The following is a 13,168-nucleotide window of genomic DNA, read 5'->3' as shown; positions in this document are numbered from 1 at the left end:
TTATGGATACCTTTTATCTACAGACCGTTTTTGTGCTTACTATTTGGTAGGTTAGCTTTGCTATACGCTTCTTTCTGGATAAACTTTTTAAAGAAACTTTTTCTTGACAACAATTAGCTGGTTTCTACGGCGTGTCGTGCCGCCAGACTCTGACAGTGCCATGGACGGCGATGCCTTAAATTTCACCAGCAATGACACTAAGACACAAACTAAGAAGAATGCGACATAATGTACTTATCCCTAACCTTGACCCATGTCATCAATTAACCACGGTGCATTATCACTTTCTCTAATCAAAGTTAAACTTTCAGTTTGGATTCCACTTGGCCATGGTGAAGCCCATTTGCTATATAAAGATACATAAGTGACTTTGTACGCCACAACATTGCTCGGGTTAACTCCGTTTACTGACCCATGACCACACCCCAAATAAGCATTAACTGTGGTCATATCGTTATTTCCAATACTCACAAGCTTTATAAATATTAGATTATCCAAACCAAAATCCACATTAGATTGGTCATGCCATTTAGTTAATGTGGTTGACAAACCCTGCCTATTTTTCTCATTGTAGAATTTAAAGTAGTTTTCTATTACTTGTTTAGGTTGTAATGAATTATTAGTGTAGATAGGAACGCTTTCAAAACCAAATCTCATCAAAGTAAAAACAAATAAACTTATAAGTCCAAGGATTACTAAAATTTTTTTCATGTTGAACCCTCATTTCTAAACTAACACATAGAATCTTGTCCAATGCCAATTGATTTTAGATTTATTTAAATCCCTCTCAGATGTTAATTTAATCTTTATACCCCACCTACAATAACGTAATATCTTGTTACTTAGAAGAAATACAACAAATTCCTTTTCCGCGCTAAGTTTCTTTAACTCACATTTTGTTATTTTGCTAAAGATCCAAAACGATCAAGTGAAATAAAACTTATTGTTTTTCAGGATAAGGCATTTTTGTAATTATAATTGGAGTACTTAAATCAACATTCGGCAGTTGTTGTGGGCCACTTTATCTGGCGTTGACAAAGCCTTTTTGGCCTCTGGCGGCAAAGGTTCGGATATAGAATTTCTGGTAATAACTTTTCGTTTTAACTGTCCGCTTCCTGCAGAGTAAGCACTTTGTTCCTTTTCTTTTACACTTAATTCTGTATTGCTAAATACCTTCCTGGTCTAATTGTTCAAAAACAAACCATTTTGTTCCATGGAGCCGGCCGGGCTTGTCCTGAAATTCGGATACGAATCCGAATTTGAAATTAGACTGAGCAATTGTTGACCGTCAGTCAGGGAGTATTTCCATCCTCTCCACCCTACTTTTCAAATCCTCCAGCAGGCACTGAAGTAAGACTCAAATAGCCGAATTTTCAAAAACGGTGGTTTGCAAGAGGTTCTCATACGAAGCACTTTAGATTTTCTGACAATTCTTTTTAGCTATATCCATAGCAGGTTTCTCGCTGACTAAACCAGGACCAACCATACCGACCTGGAACTTGATTATGGTAAATATCAAGACGCATATCGTCATGATAAAAAGAGCAGTACCCAGGAACGAAAAGATTACGTCACTACTTGATCCCATACAATTTGCCCATGAATAAAATCGTTCCTGTTTCATCATCCGCAATGATAAATACGAATGGTCGGTCGGCACTAAAGGTCAAAGGGTTAGCCATAAGCGCCTGCTTCATTTCCACAACCGTCGACGCTGCAGCTTCACTGCCTTCTTCATTGACCTCGATGATCGCTTTATGCAGCACTCTACTGATGAAAATATTAGCGCCGATACCGGAAAAATCGGCTTTACCTGTAAAAGCTTCCCCCATTCCCAAAGCGGTCAGGCTGCCGGTTAAATTCTTGATTCCATACTCTAATTTGAAACGCGGCAACTGCAAATGTACCTCATCCCTCTTGGCAATGCTGTCTTGGATAGCCTGCCACCGGTCAGGATCCAGGGTTGCGATAAAATCATTAATCGATACATCTTTCTCCGGTAGAATACAGTACATGGCCATTTTCCCGCTTCCGTACGGGAGACGGACAGCTTGAAACCCATTTCCCTGTCCGTATTCAACGGTTCCGGTTCTTTTCATCATCATGACTTGGTCGGTATTGCCGTTTCCTGCTTCAAATTGAGTCTTGAAGGTATTATGAGGATCAAATTGTTTGGCCCAATCCCCTTTGAAATAGATGGCATTAATCAGGTACATGATGACATCCGAGGGTATTGGGGAACTAATCATCTTGTCAATCTTTTTATTGGTAGCCTCGGATATCCACTGATTGATTTGATCCGGGGCATTTTCTTGGTTAAAGTCAAGTGACCGGACAGAGTCGTTAAAAAAATCCCGGTTTGCCTGCAAGAAATCTTGTTTGATGTTTTCTCCTTCCCTCACCCAGAGGGAATTGCTGATATTGAGCTGAACCTTAGCATCCAACCTGTTTAAATAAGGGATTAGATTCTTGTAGCTATCATTGAGTTTCGCCTCATCGATTCCGATATATCCTAAGGTTTTGGCCATAGCCTCCTTCGTTGACGCAGCTGCTCCCTGGTAAGTCATTGTTAAAGCGGTGGATATGCTGAAGGGCGAGATAAAAATATTCTGCTTTCCGTCTTCTTTGTCTAACTGCTTAAAGATATTGAACGCAAAACGGTTATTAGCGTTGATAACGTCCTGACTGATTTTCGTACTCTCAACGGAATTGTTTTGAATAGTATTTTGATTAACATTTTCAGTATCATTTTTTTCAATGTCATTGTTCTGAACGATACTGTTCTGATCTGATTGAACGGTCTGAGAGGGCTGAACTGAGCATCCGGCCAACAACCCCAAAGTCAGGGCGATGCAAAGCAGGAAACTAAACCTTTTCTTCATTCGATCATCCCCTATAGCCTTTAATTTCTATATAGAATAGTTTTTCTAAGATGTATGACGATAATTTAGAAGCTTCTCTGACGGAGGCTTTTGGGCAATTCGAGAATCAAATTGAAAAGAATAAGAACACCGCAGCAAAACTGGATTGGCAGGAGGTGAAGCGTAATAGCTCATCTTGATTGGGATAAAACCGTATAGCCTAACCATCCCATAATACCGATATAAGGTAAGGTAGAAACGGTTACCATTCCCGACCCGGGGTCTCCATACCTCTAGGATAAAGAATATTATAATGATCAAGCGACAGGTCCGAAGCAGCTGTAGTCGGAGTAAAGACAAATTCAAGCTTAAATTCCGGTCCTGCCAAATAACCGAGAATCATTTGCCCGTCAAACTCATTGTCATAAGCAGGCGGAGCAGCCATCGGCGGAGTGGCCAACACATCTTTAACCTCCTCCGGTGATATGCTCTTCAAGCCGTGCTCAAAGGACCGGATTTCAAATATCTGCCCTTGTTTATTAAAGCCGAGGACAGTATGGTGACTCGCATACGTAGCGTAAGTACCGTTAGCCGCTTCTATATATACTGTAGAATCAGGCTTCCCCCAGGCTCTCTCCACATCTGCGATCCGGCTTGTTTTAACCGAAAAATGATTGTTATCAGCCAATTCACCCCCGAAAGCGAACCAAGCTATATTTAACAAGAACAAGGTTGATGAATCGGCCTCCTGTATAGGCTGCTCAGGCTGAGTAATTTCCAGAGGATGACCGTCCAATATGGATTCCACCTCCTGGACACCAGCCAAAACAGCATAATTGTAGCGGGCCGGCAGGGCAAAAACATAGCTGTTGTTGCGGCCCAGTTCGCTTGGATCTATTGGCGCAGGACCGATATGGTATTTTCCCTGCTGGAGTGAATTCCACTGGTCAAGAGTAAAGATCATGATCGGAATATCCTGACGCGGGCTTTCCGAAGTCCAGCGGGGATCGCGGATGGAAATCTGGGAACCAATCGTTGTATACCGGCCGGTTTTGACCTCATTGCCTTCCCATCTGCCATTAATAATCGTATAATTTCCCATTCTGGCGGCAGGACAAAGCTAAAGCCATACTGGGTATTCTGATAGCGGACTGGGACCGGGCCGTCAGGGGAAGACTCAGCTGCAGAGCAACCTGCCAAAAACATGAAAACCAGAGCTGCCACGATAAATTTCAATGAGATTTTCAAACCTGTAGAAATTTGTTTTTCAGGTTCAGTCATCATTAACTCTCCCTTTAATCAAGGAATCACACAATCTTTGCCATTGATACCTTTAACCGATATATCGTAGAACAAAGGTATGTTTACGCCCCTGTTTCCCCATCCGTCAATTCATCAACCTTGGTGATTTTCCAGATCCCATCCTCTTGAACCAGAGAAAATACCAAAGCAAAGACCGAACCGGAATCGCCGTCAGCGCGGACGATCTTTTCCTGCCCCCCGATATCCGCTGTGGCTGTGCTGCCGTTCACCATCACAATAGGATCCTGGAAAGTCACAAAATAATCTTTAACTCCCAGGGGACTCCAAACTTGGAGCTTACGCCGCCAGTCATTAATTCCGTCCCCGTTCCGGCCGGTCGGCTGGAGATCCCCGTATTTTTTCGTCATCATACTCAGATCGTTGCTCTTTAAAGCCTGACCATAGGTTGCGTAATAGTCCCGGACAGCGGCCAGGATTTGTGTTTCAGTACTGTTGGCAGCCGGTTGGGGCAGGTTGTCCGGATCAATGTTCAAGACCGCATCCTCTTGCCTGATCCCCAGTCTGGTGATTTTCAAAGCGGTGCCCGCCGGAAAATCGGCTTCGCCGGGTGCCGGTACGCCGGCATTTAACACCAGTTCCTGATCCTGCCCGACCGGGCTGGGCGAACTGTCTTTCAATACAGGATTGGGTCTCTTATAATGATCGCCCTTTTGATAGAACCCGGCGTCAATAGCCCCGTCTACCAGCTTGCCGGTTTGGTCCTGGATACGGTAACTTAAGATCCAGGTCCCCTTGTCCTTGCCGGGTTTTAGAGTCTTTAGCTCAATAGTGTCATTATGGACCGAAACTTTCCGGTTGATCTCCAGTTGATCGGTGACCCCGTCTAAAGGGATGATTTCATTGAGGTTATAATAGCCGTAAATATCCGTCAGTTTGAGCTGGGGCATACCTGCCGTTACTCTGTCGAAATAAGCATGGCCGACACAAGCTTTTCCGTCTAGCGACCTTCTATAGGAAAGAGTGGAATCAAAAGGATAAGACAGGTGCGGCTCAATATTTTGACCACCGGCAGACAGAAATAAAATCTGCGGATAGCTTTGATGATAAGAACCAAATAACCAGCCGCTCTCGATTCCGTCGTAGTCACCTGAAACTGTGAGCTGGTACTGCAAACCGGTTTCGCTAACCCCATTTTCAATGGATTTGATGTCCAACCGGTACCCTTTCTTCTCCAGGGTCGCCGGGGCGATGTATTCGCTTAGGGTTTTGGAGTCAACCAGGTGAAAAGGGATATCTTTTAAGGTCAGGTTGACATTACCGCCATAGCCCACCGGACCGCCGAAGAATTCCAGGCGTAAAGCGGAGGGAGCCTTCTCTATGGCGTCAAAGGTCAGCAAAGTCTTACCATCAGGCAGTTTTTGGGTCATGTTACAGCGCCCCAAGTCCTGGTCCTGATCTCCAAAGAGATCCACGGTGAGAGAATCCATAGATCCTTTGGTTTCTCCTGCGACGGCGGCAATCATAAAGGTGTGGGTTTTATCCAGCAGTATTTTTTCGATGGACACTTGAGTCCCCTTGCAGTCCACCGAACGGTTGACCGCGATAAACTGCCCTTCCTGTTCAGCCAGGGTAAACCTGTCGGGTTTCTCCTTTGGCTGAACCTGAACCGACTGGGCCGAACAGCCGACTGTTAAAGTTAAAAAAATCAGGAGTAAAAAGAGAAAAGATATCCTTCCTCCAGGGGCCTTTTTGATCGGCCGCGTTATAGACCGGACAATAGTGTTCATATTCATCCTCCCCATGGCGCCTTCGCTATTAGCTCTTTATTTCAGCCGGCGGAATCTAAGATTGTCCAAACATAACACTATGCTTGCCTTTCTTTATTTTCTTGTTTCCTCTGCCGGCTTATTAATTCGTCCAAAGTCAGGGCGTTTGCATAGTGTCTCTCCACATACATCTAAGCAAGTTACGCCAAACACCTTGATAGGCCACGGACTCCGCCTAGTCAATTTTCGGATATATGAGATACTTCTCTTCTACCCAAAAATCCCATCCACCTGGAGACATTAAGTAAACAAAAGAGCCTTCTCTTTTCAGAATTCTACCTCTTACATCATTAGTAATTTTAGTTGAAGATGCATCACTTATCTTATTAAATTCATCGACTTCATAGATTGGCGTACCTTTCTTAAGTGAGATATCTCCCTGCACCTGCCCAATATTAGCTTTTGTTAATTTAATAGTTTCAGATTCTGGAATCCAACCCTTAGAATTAATTGGCGTGTCATACACTGGAATTGATACATATAACCACAACTGTTTATCTTGGCATTGGGCCGCATCTAATACTTGAATAACTGTGTTTGGTTCAATTATGTGCAATTTTGTCAGACCTTGAATTGGAAGAGCATAAATTTGAGATTCTTTTGGTACAAGCCTTTGTTTATCTTTATAATCTTCAAAGAGTATCGATAATGAGTTGATTTTATCTAATTCCATCTGAAAATCTTTATTTTTATCTTCTAAGGATTGAATTTTATTATTTAAGTCTGTCTGATCAGAGCAACCAGTTACTGAGGCAACAATACTTAGACAAATAAGCAAGACTAATAATGATTTTCTCAAAAAATTCTCTCCTCCCTAGTGACAACCCTGAAGTGTCTATCGCCAAACTTATTAATTAATTCTTCTGTCAAAAAATCCGATCGCACTGATCATAAAATAAATTGTCAGTCTGATCATTCCAAGCAGAACAATCAAATAAACAATGGATAAAAATATTTCACCGGTTATTTTGAGAACCAGGCGAAATCATCATGCCAAACATAACCGTAATAACCGAACAGGTCTTTACTCCAATCCGGGAACGGGCCAATAATTCTTTGCGCTTTTTCACTTTTGACTTCAACCAGCCATAAGGAATTGTCCCGGATATATAGAATGGCACTTCCATCTTGGCTCCAGGACGGCTGATAAATACCGCCGCCAGCCGCTTTAAGCGGATGGGCACCGGAACCGTCACTGTTTTCCAGCCACAGCCTCCGGGTAGCAACCCACTCTGCAAGTTGGCCGGGTTCCTTGAATCCTCCTGTCTCTTTGCCAAGGTTTTGGGCGGCAACAAAGGCAATCTGTTTTCCGTCCGGGGACGGGGCTGGATCAGTGGCTACGCTTCCTGCAGGATTGGGCAGGATTTTGGTATTTCCCGTTTCCGTTTCACACACTGCCAATCTTTTCTCCGACCAGAGGGAGCGGCCACCGCCGGCAACCATCAACAGCCGGCCATCCGGGAAAAAAGAAAGCCAGTGCCGGTACGCCAGTCCGCAAGGCAAAACTTGCGGCTGGGATTCCCCCCATCTCAAGCTTTGCAATTCCAAACCATCTGCCGCCAGGGAAGCCGAATAGGCAGGGTCGGGCCAGTACAGCACTCCTTGTCCGTCAGGCTGCCAGGCAGCGAAGAGAGTCCCGGTCACGGCGGGCATTTTTAACTCCTTGGTCCTAGTCAGCCGTCCGGTATCGAGATTATAGGAATTAAAGATCATCCGGCGCTCTTCGGAAATCTTGTCCTCTTGAGACAGGGCCGGTTCGCTGCAGCAAGCCAGGGATTTCCCGTCCGGGGACCAGCTGCTGAGACCGGAAAAAGTCTCCGTTCCATGTACCTGATACGGTTTCCCCTTTGCAGGAACCAGCCAGATTTCACCCTGCTCTTGTACCTTCAGGATGCTCTCGGCGGGAGACCAGGAAATGTTCGTCGGTACAATAGGCAGTTCCGGCAGCTCCTGGATCTCCCGGGTTTGTCCGCCATCCCGGCTGACCAGCCAAAGCTTGCCTTTCTCCATATTCGCACTGCCGGCGGATGGCGCTCCTTGCCCTTCGGCCTGGCCGGCCTGCTCCCTGGGCGTCACATCCGTCCAGCTTTCACCGCCGTCAACTGTTCTTAAGACAGCTTTCGGAGTACATGCCCAACCTGTTTCGGTATCAATCATTTGTAGGAACGTAAGATAGTTCTTTCCGAATTCCGGACCGGCGGAACTTTGCAGATCCGGGATAGTACCTTGTTTAAGATCCGGGCTGCCAGTCATAGCGGATTGCAACTGAGCACAGCCGGTCTGCACGGACAATCCGCTCAGCAAGAAAACAGCAAGAATCATCCATCCACAAAGTTTTCCGAATCTAAGGCAGCTTTTGTAATGCATGGCATAAACCCTCTTTGCTTTTTAGTCCATTGATGGTAAAAATTACTTTGGTTAATCATAGCAAGTTTTAAGATCCGAAGCTTTACAAAAAATTTAAATAAAGTTACGGAAAAATTACGTTGGATTACTTCACAAAACGACATTTTCAACAATAGATCCCCTCCTCTGGGCGAGCAAATTAAAAATCCGGCTATTTAGGGCTTACTAATCTAGATTAGTAAAATCCCAAATAGCCGGATTTTCAACTAGGGTAAACAATGGAACAAGGGCACCCTCGCAAAACCTTCCCCCTCCGGGACCAAACTGGTAACCGCATTGAGACCAACTCCCTTCTACTTCAAGGGAATGGTCACCGCTTCATCTTCATTGAGGCGCTGGGGCCTGACGACATAGCCTATCTTTTTGATCCTGGCCAAATCGTCTGCACTCACCCCCCGAAAATATTGGGTCAGGGTAATTTCCCCTGTTTCCCGGTTATAATTGCTGTCCTCATAAGCGGCAAAATCCAGATTCTTACCGTTTTCATCCTGCAGCCGCAGGGTAGGTGTCATAATCTGAACGGCCCCCTCCTGATGGCAAGTGGCGACAGCTTTCTCCGCCGTGATCTCCAGGTTGTCCAGGACAAATCCGCCCAGCTCGCTGACCGGCATCCGGACAGGGTAGCTGCCGATATCCACCGTCTCAACCTTGGGGGGCGATAAATTATCATCGTCACTCCCGCTGACAATGGGGATCAGGGTTAATTCCTTCATCTCCGTGCTGCCTCCGGCAAATTCAAAACTGTTGATCGATTTCCAGAGAAGATTTCCACCGGCTATTGCACCGGGAATCATGGTCAGATAACGGCCCTTTTCATCGCGCAGGGCAAACTGGAAAAACGGATTATTCCCTCGTTCACTGATCACGATTTGGCTGCCGAAGGGGGAAACCGAAACTTTCTCAATGGTAATGTTATGGACATACTGCCGGTTCCACCCCGATGTCACCCGGGCTTTGAGGCCGGGGGTCACGTTCAGGCTTTTAGCCGCCACGGCGCTTTTGTCTACACTGAGGGCCACGTGCCACTGCCCCTGGCGGCCGAAAATATCCTCAGTATAAATCTCCAGATTGAGTTGATCCGGTAAGGTATCCATCACGGCAAAGCGCTGCATGCCTTTGAGGGTGGTCTCATCCTGTAAATAGGCTTCGACCTCGCCCTGGGCAGGCGGTTCGATGTAGCGGCCGTTTTCTTTAAACCAGAAATAGGGTGCGGTCCAGTTTACCCGCCACTGTTCCGGATCCTCTGGATCACCGAGCAGCTTAATGGGTTTATCCTGGTGCAGAGTATAAAACACCAGAATGTAATTGTCGTCCATGGCGATATTGTCCACAGTCAGGGTAATTCCCTGATCGGTGACGGAAACTCCGACCTTGCTGTTATATTGCTCATAGACCTCCTGTTTGGAAAGATTCTTGAATTCCTGGGGCGCGTTAAAATAATCAATGGCCCCGGCGGCCATTTTGGAGACATAGGGTCCTGCCAAAGAGGTCGCTCCCGCCAGCCCCACCATCAACGCTGTGACGGCCAGCACCCGTACCAGGAGTCGTTTTGGTCTTATCCCGCGGCTGCTGTTGGCAGTATTCCTCAAATCAGGCAGACCTGCAGTGATCCTGGCAACCCGATCCGCAAAGCCGTCGGGAGCTTCGAACGGTTCTCTTTGCGCTCTGCTTTTTAGGTAGGCATCAAATTCCCTGATCAGCCCTCTGCTCATTTTATGATTAATCTGCCAATTTTTTGTTTTATCCATCTTTCCTGCCCCCTTCAACGGTCAGCAACCCCTTTAATTTTTCCCTGGCCCTCGCCAGCCGGGATTTAACGGTCCCCACCGGCAGGTCCAGGGTTTTAGCGATATCCTTGACGCTCATATCCTCGTAGTAATAGAGAATCGTGGTCAGCCGGAACTCCTCCTCCAGCAGATGCACAACCTGCCATAACTCCCGGCTATCCTCCGCCATAGTCTCTGCGTCAGTCACTTCTTCGATCTCCAAATCGTCCATGTAGACAATTTTCTGCCGCCGGCCGGCTAAATTATAGGCCTGGCGCAGCACGATTTTCATAATCCAGGGCTTAAAACTCTGAAAAGACCTGAGACTGTGCAGGTTTTCATAGGCTTTCATGATAACTTAAATATGGCCCCTTGAATCGGCTAACTGAGTCTTGAGCCAAATGTTTTCATCTACCAGCGTATTGACAACGAACTGACGGAAATATTCCGGTTTTCTCAGGGACTGTAAATTGATAAAAGCCGCGAGAATGGCTTCCTGGATGGCATCCCCCATATCTTCTTCCGAGGAAAGTCTTGTTCCGGCCACTTTATACAGCTGAGGCATATATAAAGTTACCGCTTGAATGAAAGCTTCTTTGTCCCCTTTTTGGGCTTTTTTAATCAGATTCTCCACGTCACACCTCTTTATTGGCATTCCAGAATGCGTATCGTTTGTGTCTCTGGTTATTAGACGGGAATCAATCCAAAATAGTTGCATTTATAACAATTTCACAATTTGCAAAATCAGCGGAGGATTTTCAGGAGCTGCCGTAAAATCAAGGTTATCCAGGTCAATACAAATACGGTGAATTACAGTTTCGGAATTTAATATGTTTCAATAAGAAATGCCCGTTCCCACTTAATAAGGAAACAGGCGCTTCTTAGATGATCTGTATGAACTTAAAGAATATTGAATATCTCCACCATCGTGTCTGATCCGGAATCAGTTACAGCAATATCAATATTCTCTGTTATCGGATATTGCGCTCCCCACATTCATACTTGCACAGACCCAGACTTCAGCTGATCTTTCACAAATTAATTTTGAAGGATATTCATAGATTATTCCCTACTGTCCGGCTTTCATCTTTGGTATAAAGAATAAGATTCGGCCCTTGCATACTTCCCTGCCCATTATAACCATTCTTCAATGAAATCGAGTTATAAGATAGGATAGTTCGCGTTTCACCAGAATGTAGAATAAAATTCCCCGGCTCTTCTGAATTATCTACTTCTGCCAAGATTAAATCCTGAGTGATTTATACTTAGACGAAGGAGGATTATTGACTTTTTCAGAGTTGGTCAATTTGGGGGGAAACTACCTGTGGGGTGGCCATTTTCCGCGATGGACTCTCGAATACGCCGGAAGCCTTCTTCCACTAAGGACCGGCAGCAGCCTATGTTGAAGCGGGCAAAACCTTCTCCTCCGGGACCGAACTGATAGCCGGCATTGAGACCAACTCCGGCTTTATGGATTAAAAACTCTTCCAATTCCTTAGGCTCCATACCTAATTCTCTGAAGTCCAGCCAGACCAGATAGGTACCTTCCGGCTTAATCCCTTTAACCTGCGGCAGTTCTTGAGCCAGAGAGTTGAGCAGAAATTCGGCATTTCCTGCTAAATAGGGCATTAATTGATTCAGCCAATCCTCTCCATGCCGGTAAGCTGCTTCCAAGGCAGTGATGCCAAAGACATTGGGACTGTGAATCCCCGTCAGATTACGGGATTGAATAAACGTTTGGCGGTACTCCGGATTAGGGATGATTAAATTGGAAGTCTGCAGACCGGCCAGGTTAAAGGTCTTGCTAGGAGCCGTGCAGACAATGGATTGCATCTCGAATTCCGGGGAAAGCGAAGCAAAGGGAATATGCCGGTGCCCCTCAAAAATCAGATCACCGTGAATTTCATCAGAGACAAGCAGGACACCGTAAGCCAGACAAAGCTGTCCTAAGCGCTCAAGCTCCTGGCGCTCCCAAACCCTGCCCACAGGATTATGGGGACTGCACAATAACATCATCTTAACTCCGCCGGCAAACTTCTCTTCCAAGTCCGCAAAATCCATGACATAGCGCCGGCCTTCAAACTTAAGGGGGCTGTTGACAACTTCCCGCCCATTCTCCCGGATAGCCTTAAAAAAAGGCGGGTAAACAGGAGATTGAAGCAGAACTTTATCCCCCGGCTTGGTTAAACTGCGCACCAGTTCATATAAAGCAAAGACAATCCCCGGGCTAAAGGAAATCCAGTCCTGCTGGATTGCCCAGCCGTGACGTTTTTTTGACCAGGCAATCAGGGAATCGTAATATCCGTCCATGCCCTCAGAATAGCCAAAAATTCCATGCTCCGCCCGTTTCACTAAGGCTTCAACAACCGCCTGAGGAGCCTGAAAATCCATGTCGGCGACCCAGAGAGGCAAAACATCCTCCCGGCCGAAGATCTTTTGGTTAAAATCCCATTTTACGGAACAGGTCTGATGCCGGTCAATTATTCTGTCAAAATCATAATTCATACTGCCAGCTTCTCCTTTATGACTCTTATCTAAGTTAGAGGCTTCTTTTATCAATTAGAGCTTTCTTTTTACATAGAGGCTTAATTTTCATCTGCAGCCTCTTTGATAGCCTTAACAATTTTATTGTATCCGGTACAGCGACATAAATTCCCGGCGATGGCCGTTTTTATCTCCCCTTCACTGGGATAAGGGTTGGACATCAACAGGGCTTTTGCGGACATCAGCATCCCTGGTGTACAGTATCCGCATTGAACGGCACTGTTTGCGATAAAGGATTTTTGCAGTTTGTCCAGTTCGCCGTCCTGATCCAGCCCCTCGATGGTTAAGATCTCCTGGCCCCTGATTTGAGGAGCTAGAACCAAGCAGGAATTGACGGCTTTGCCGTTCATAAGCACGGTACAGGAGCCGCACTCTCCTTCCCCGCAGCCTTCTTTCGTCCCTGTCAAGCCCAGTTCATCCCTCAATAAATCCACTAATCTCATAGTCGGAGGAACATTGCGCCGATATTCTTTGCCATTGACTTTGAACTCAATTTCCATGC

Annotated in this window: 12 protein-coding genes and 1 pseudogene; all 13 read right to left on the bottom strand. The window is 45.8% G+C overall.

Annotation, left to right across the window (positions count from 1 at the left end):
- Positions 1–240 precede the first annotated feature (240 nt).
- The gene (locus DESOR_RS10695; protein ID WP_014184615.1) at positions 241–711 is read right to left on the bottom strand and encodes a DUF4829 domain-containing protein; all 471 of its coding nucleotides are present in this window, start codon (positions 709–711) and stop codon (positions 241–243) included.
- A gap of 229 nt (positions 712–940) precedes the next feature.
- A pseudogene (locus tag DESOR_RS30235) lies at positions 941–1,167 on the bottom strand (hypothetical protein); the annotation flags it as partial.
- A 247-nt stretch (positions 1,168–1,414) separates the two neighbouring features.
- Positions 1,415–1,588 (bottom strand): hypothetical protein, encoded by a 174-nt coding sequence (locus tag DESOR_RS29335; protein WP_158309026.1) that lies wholly within the window; start codon positions 1,586–1,588, stop codon positions 1,415–1,417.
- Positions 1,575–2,882, bottom strand: coding sequence for a serpin family protein (locus DESOR_RS10690; protein WP_014184614.1), 1,308 nt, complete (start codon positions 2,880–2,882; stop codon positions 1,575–1,577). The genes DESOR_RS29335 and DESOR_RS10690 overlap by 14 nt, the downstream gene beginning before the upstream one ends.
- A 241-nt stretch (positions 2,883–3,123) precedes the next feature.
- Positions 3,124–3,963 (bottom strand): YjgB family protein, encoded by an 840-nt coding sequence (locus DESOR_RS28815; RefSeq protein WP_148265260.1) that lies wholly within the window; start codon positions 3,961–3,963, stop codon positions 3,124–3,126.
- 262 nt (positions 3,964–4,225) lie between these two features.
- A complete protein-coding gene (locus tag DESOR_RS10675; protein WP_014184611.1) occupies positions 4,226–5,911 on the bottom strand; it encodes a hypothetical protein in 1,686 nt (561 codons plus the stop codon).
- 214 nt (positions 5,912–6,125) lie between these two features.
- The gene (locus DESOR_RS10670) at positions 6,126–6,749 is read right to left on the bottom strand and encodes a hypothetical protein (protein WP_014184610.1); all 624 of its coding nucleotides are present in this window, start codon (positions 6,747–6,749) and stop codon (positions 6,126–6,128) included.
- Between the two features lie 164 nt (positions 6,750–6,913).
- Positions 6,914–8,317, bottom strand: coding sequence for a TolB-like translocation protein (locus DESOR_RS10665; RefSeq protein WP_014184609.1), 1,404 nt, complete (start codon positions 8,315–8,317; stop codon positions 6,914–6,916).
- Between the two features lie 332 nt (positions 8,318–8,649).
- Positions 8,650–10,104: a DUF4179 domain-containing protein gene (locus DESOR_RS10655; RefSeq protein WP_014184607.1), complete on the bottom strand. Its 1,455-nt coding sequence runs from the start codon at positions 10,102–10,104 to the stop codon at positions 8,650–8,652.
- Positions 10,097–10,474 (bottom strand): RNA polymerase sigma factor, encoded by a 378-nt coding sequence (locus DESOR_RS10650; protein WP_052304286.1) that lies wholly within the window; start codon positions 10,472–10,474, stop codon positions 10,097–10,099. The genes DESOR_RS10655 and DESOR_RS10650 overlap by 8 nt, the downstream gene beginning before the upstream one ends.
- Before the next feature lie 6 nt (positions 10,475–10,480).
- Positions 10,481–10,756 (bottom strand): sigma factor, encoded by a 276-nt coding sequence (locus DESOR_RS10645; RefSeq protein ID WP_052304285.1) that lies wholly within the window; start codon positions 10,754–10,756, stop codon positions 10,481–10,483.
- A gap of 668 nt (positions 10,757–11,424) precedes the next feature.
- Positions 11,425–12,627, bottom strand: coding sequence for a MalY/PatB family protein (locus DESOR_RS10640; RefSeq protein ID WP_014184606.1), 1,203 nt, complete (start codon positions 12,625–12,627; stop codon positions 11,425–11,427).
- An 80-nt stretch (positions 12,628–12,707) separates the two neighbouring features.
- A complete protein-coding gene (locus DESOR_RS10635; protein WP_014184605.1) occupies positions 12,708–13,166 on the bottom strand; it encodes a (2Fe-2S)-binding protein in 459 nt (152 codons plus the stop codon).
- Positions 13,167–13,168 lie beyond the last annotated feature (2 nt).

Origin of the sequence: Desulfosporosinus orientis DSM 765 (genome assembly GCF_000235605.1) — a bacterium.
Classification (GTDB): Bacteria; Bacillota; Desulfitobacteriia; order Desulfitobacteriales; family Desulfitobacteriaceae; genus Desulfosporosinus; species Desulfosporosinus orientis.
This window is presented reverse-complemented; position numbering and strand designations above follow the sequence as displayed.

Excerpts from the sequence above, each read along its gene's own strand:
- DESOR_RS10695 (WP_014184615.1), bottom strand. The coding sequence starts at position 711 with ATGAAAAAAATTTTAGTAATCCTTGGACTTATAAGTTTATTTGTTTTT.
- DESOR_RS29335 (WP_158309026.1), bottom strand. The coding sequence starts at position 1,588 with ATGGGATCAAGTAGTGACGTAATCTTTTCGTTCCTGGGTACTGCTCTT.
- DESOR_RS10690 (WP_014184614.1), bottom strand. The coding sequence starts at position 2,882 with ATGAAGAAAAGGTTTAGTTTCCTGCTTTGCATCGCCCTGACTTTGGGG.
- DESOR_RS28815 (WP_148265260.1), bottom strand. The coding sequence starts at position 3,963 with ATGGGAAATTATACGATTATTAATGGCAGATGGGAAGGCAATGAGGTC.
- DESOR_RS10675 (WP_014184611.1), bottom strand. The coding sequence starts at position 5,911 with ATGAACACTATTGTCCGGTCTATAACGCGGCCGATCAAAAAGGCCCCT.
- DESOR_RS10665 (WP_014184609.1), bottom strand. The coding sequence starts at position 8,317 with ATGCATTACAAAAGCTGCCTTAGATTCGGAAAACTTTGTGGATGGATG.
- DESOR_RS10655 (WP_014184607.1), bottom strand. The coding sequence starts at position 10,104 with ATGGATAAAACAAAAAATTGGCAGATTAATCATAAAATGAGCAGAGGG.
- DESOR_RS10650 (WP_052304286.1), bottom strand. The coding sequence starts at position 10,474 with ATGAAAGCCTATGAAAACCTGCACAGTCTCAGGTCTTTTCAGAGTTTT.
- DESOR_RS10640 (WP_014184606.1), bottom strand. The coding sequence starts at position 12,627 with ATGAATTATGATTTTGACAGAATAATTGACCGGCATCAGACCTGTTCC.
- DESOR_RS10635 (WP_014184605.1), bottom strand. The coding sequence starts at position 13,166 with ATGGAAATTGAGTTCAAAGTCAATGGCAAAGAATATCGGCGCAATGTT.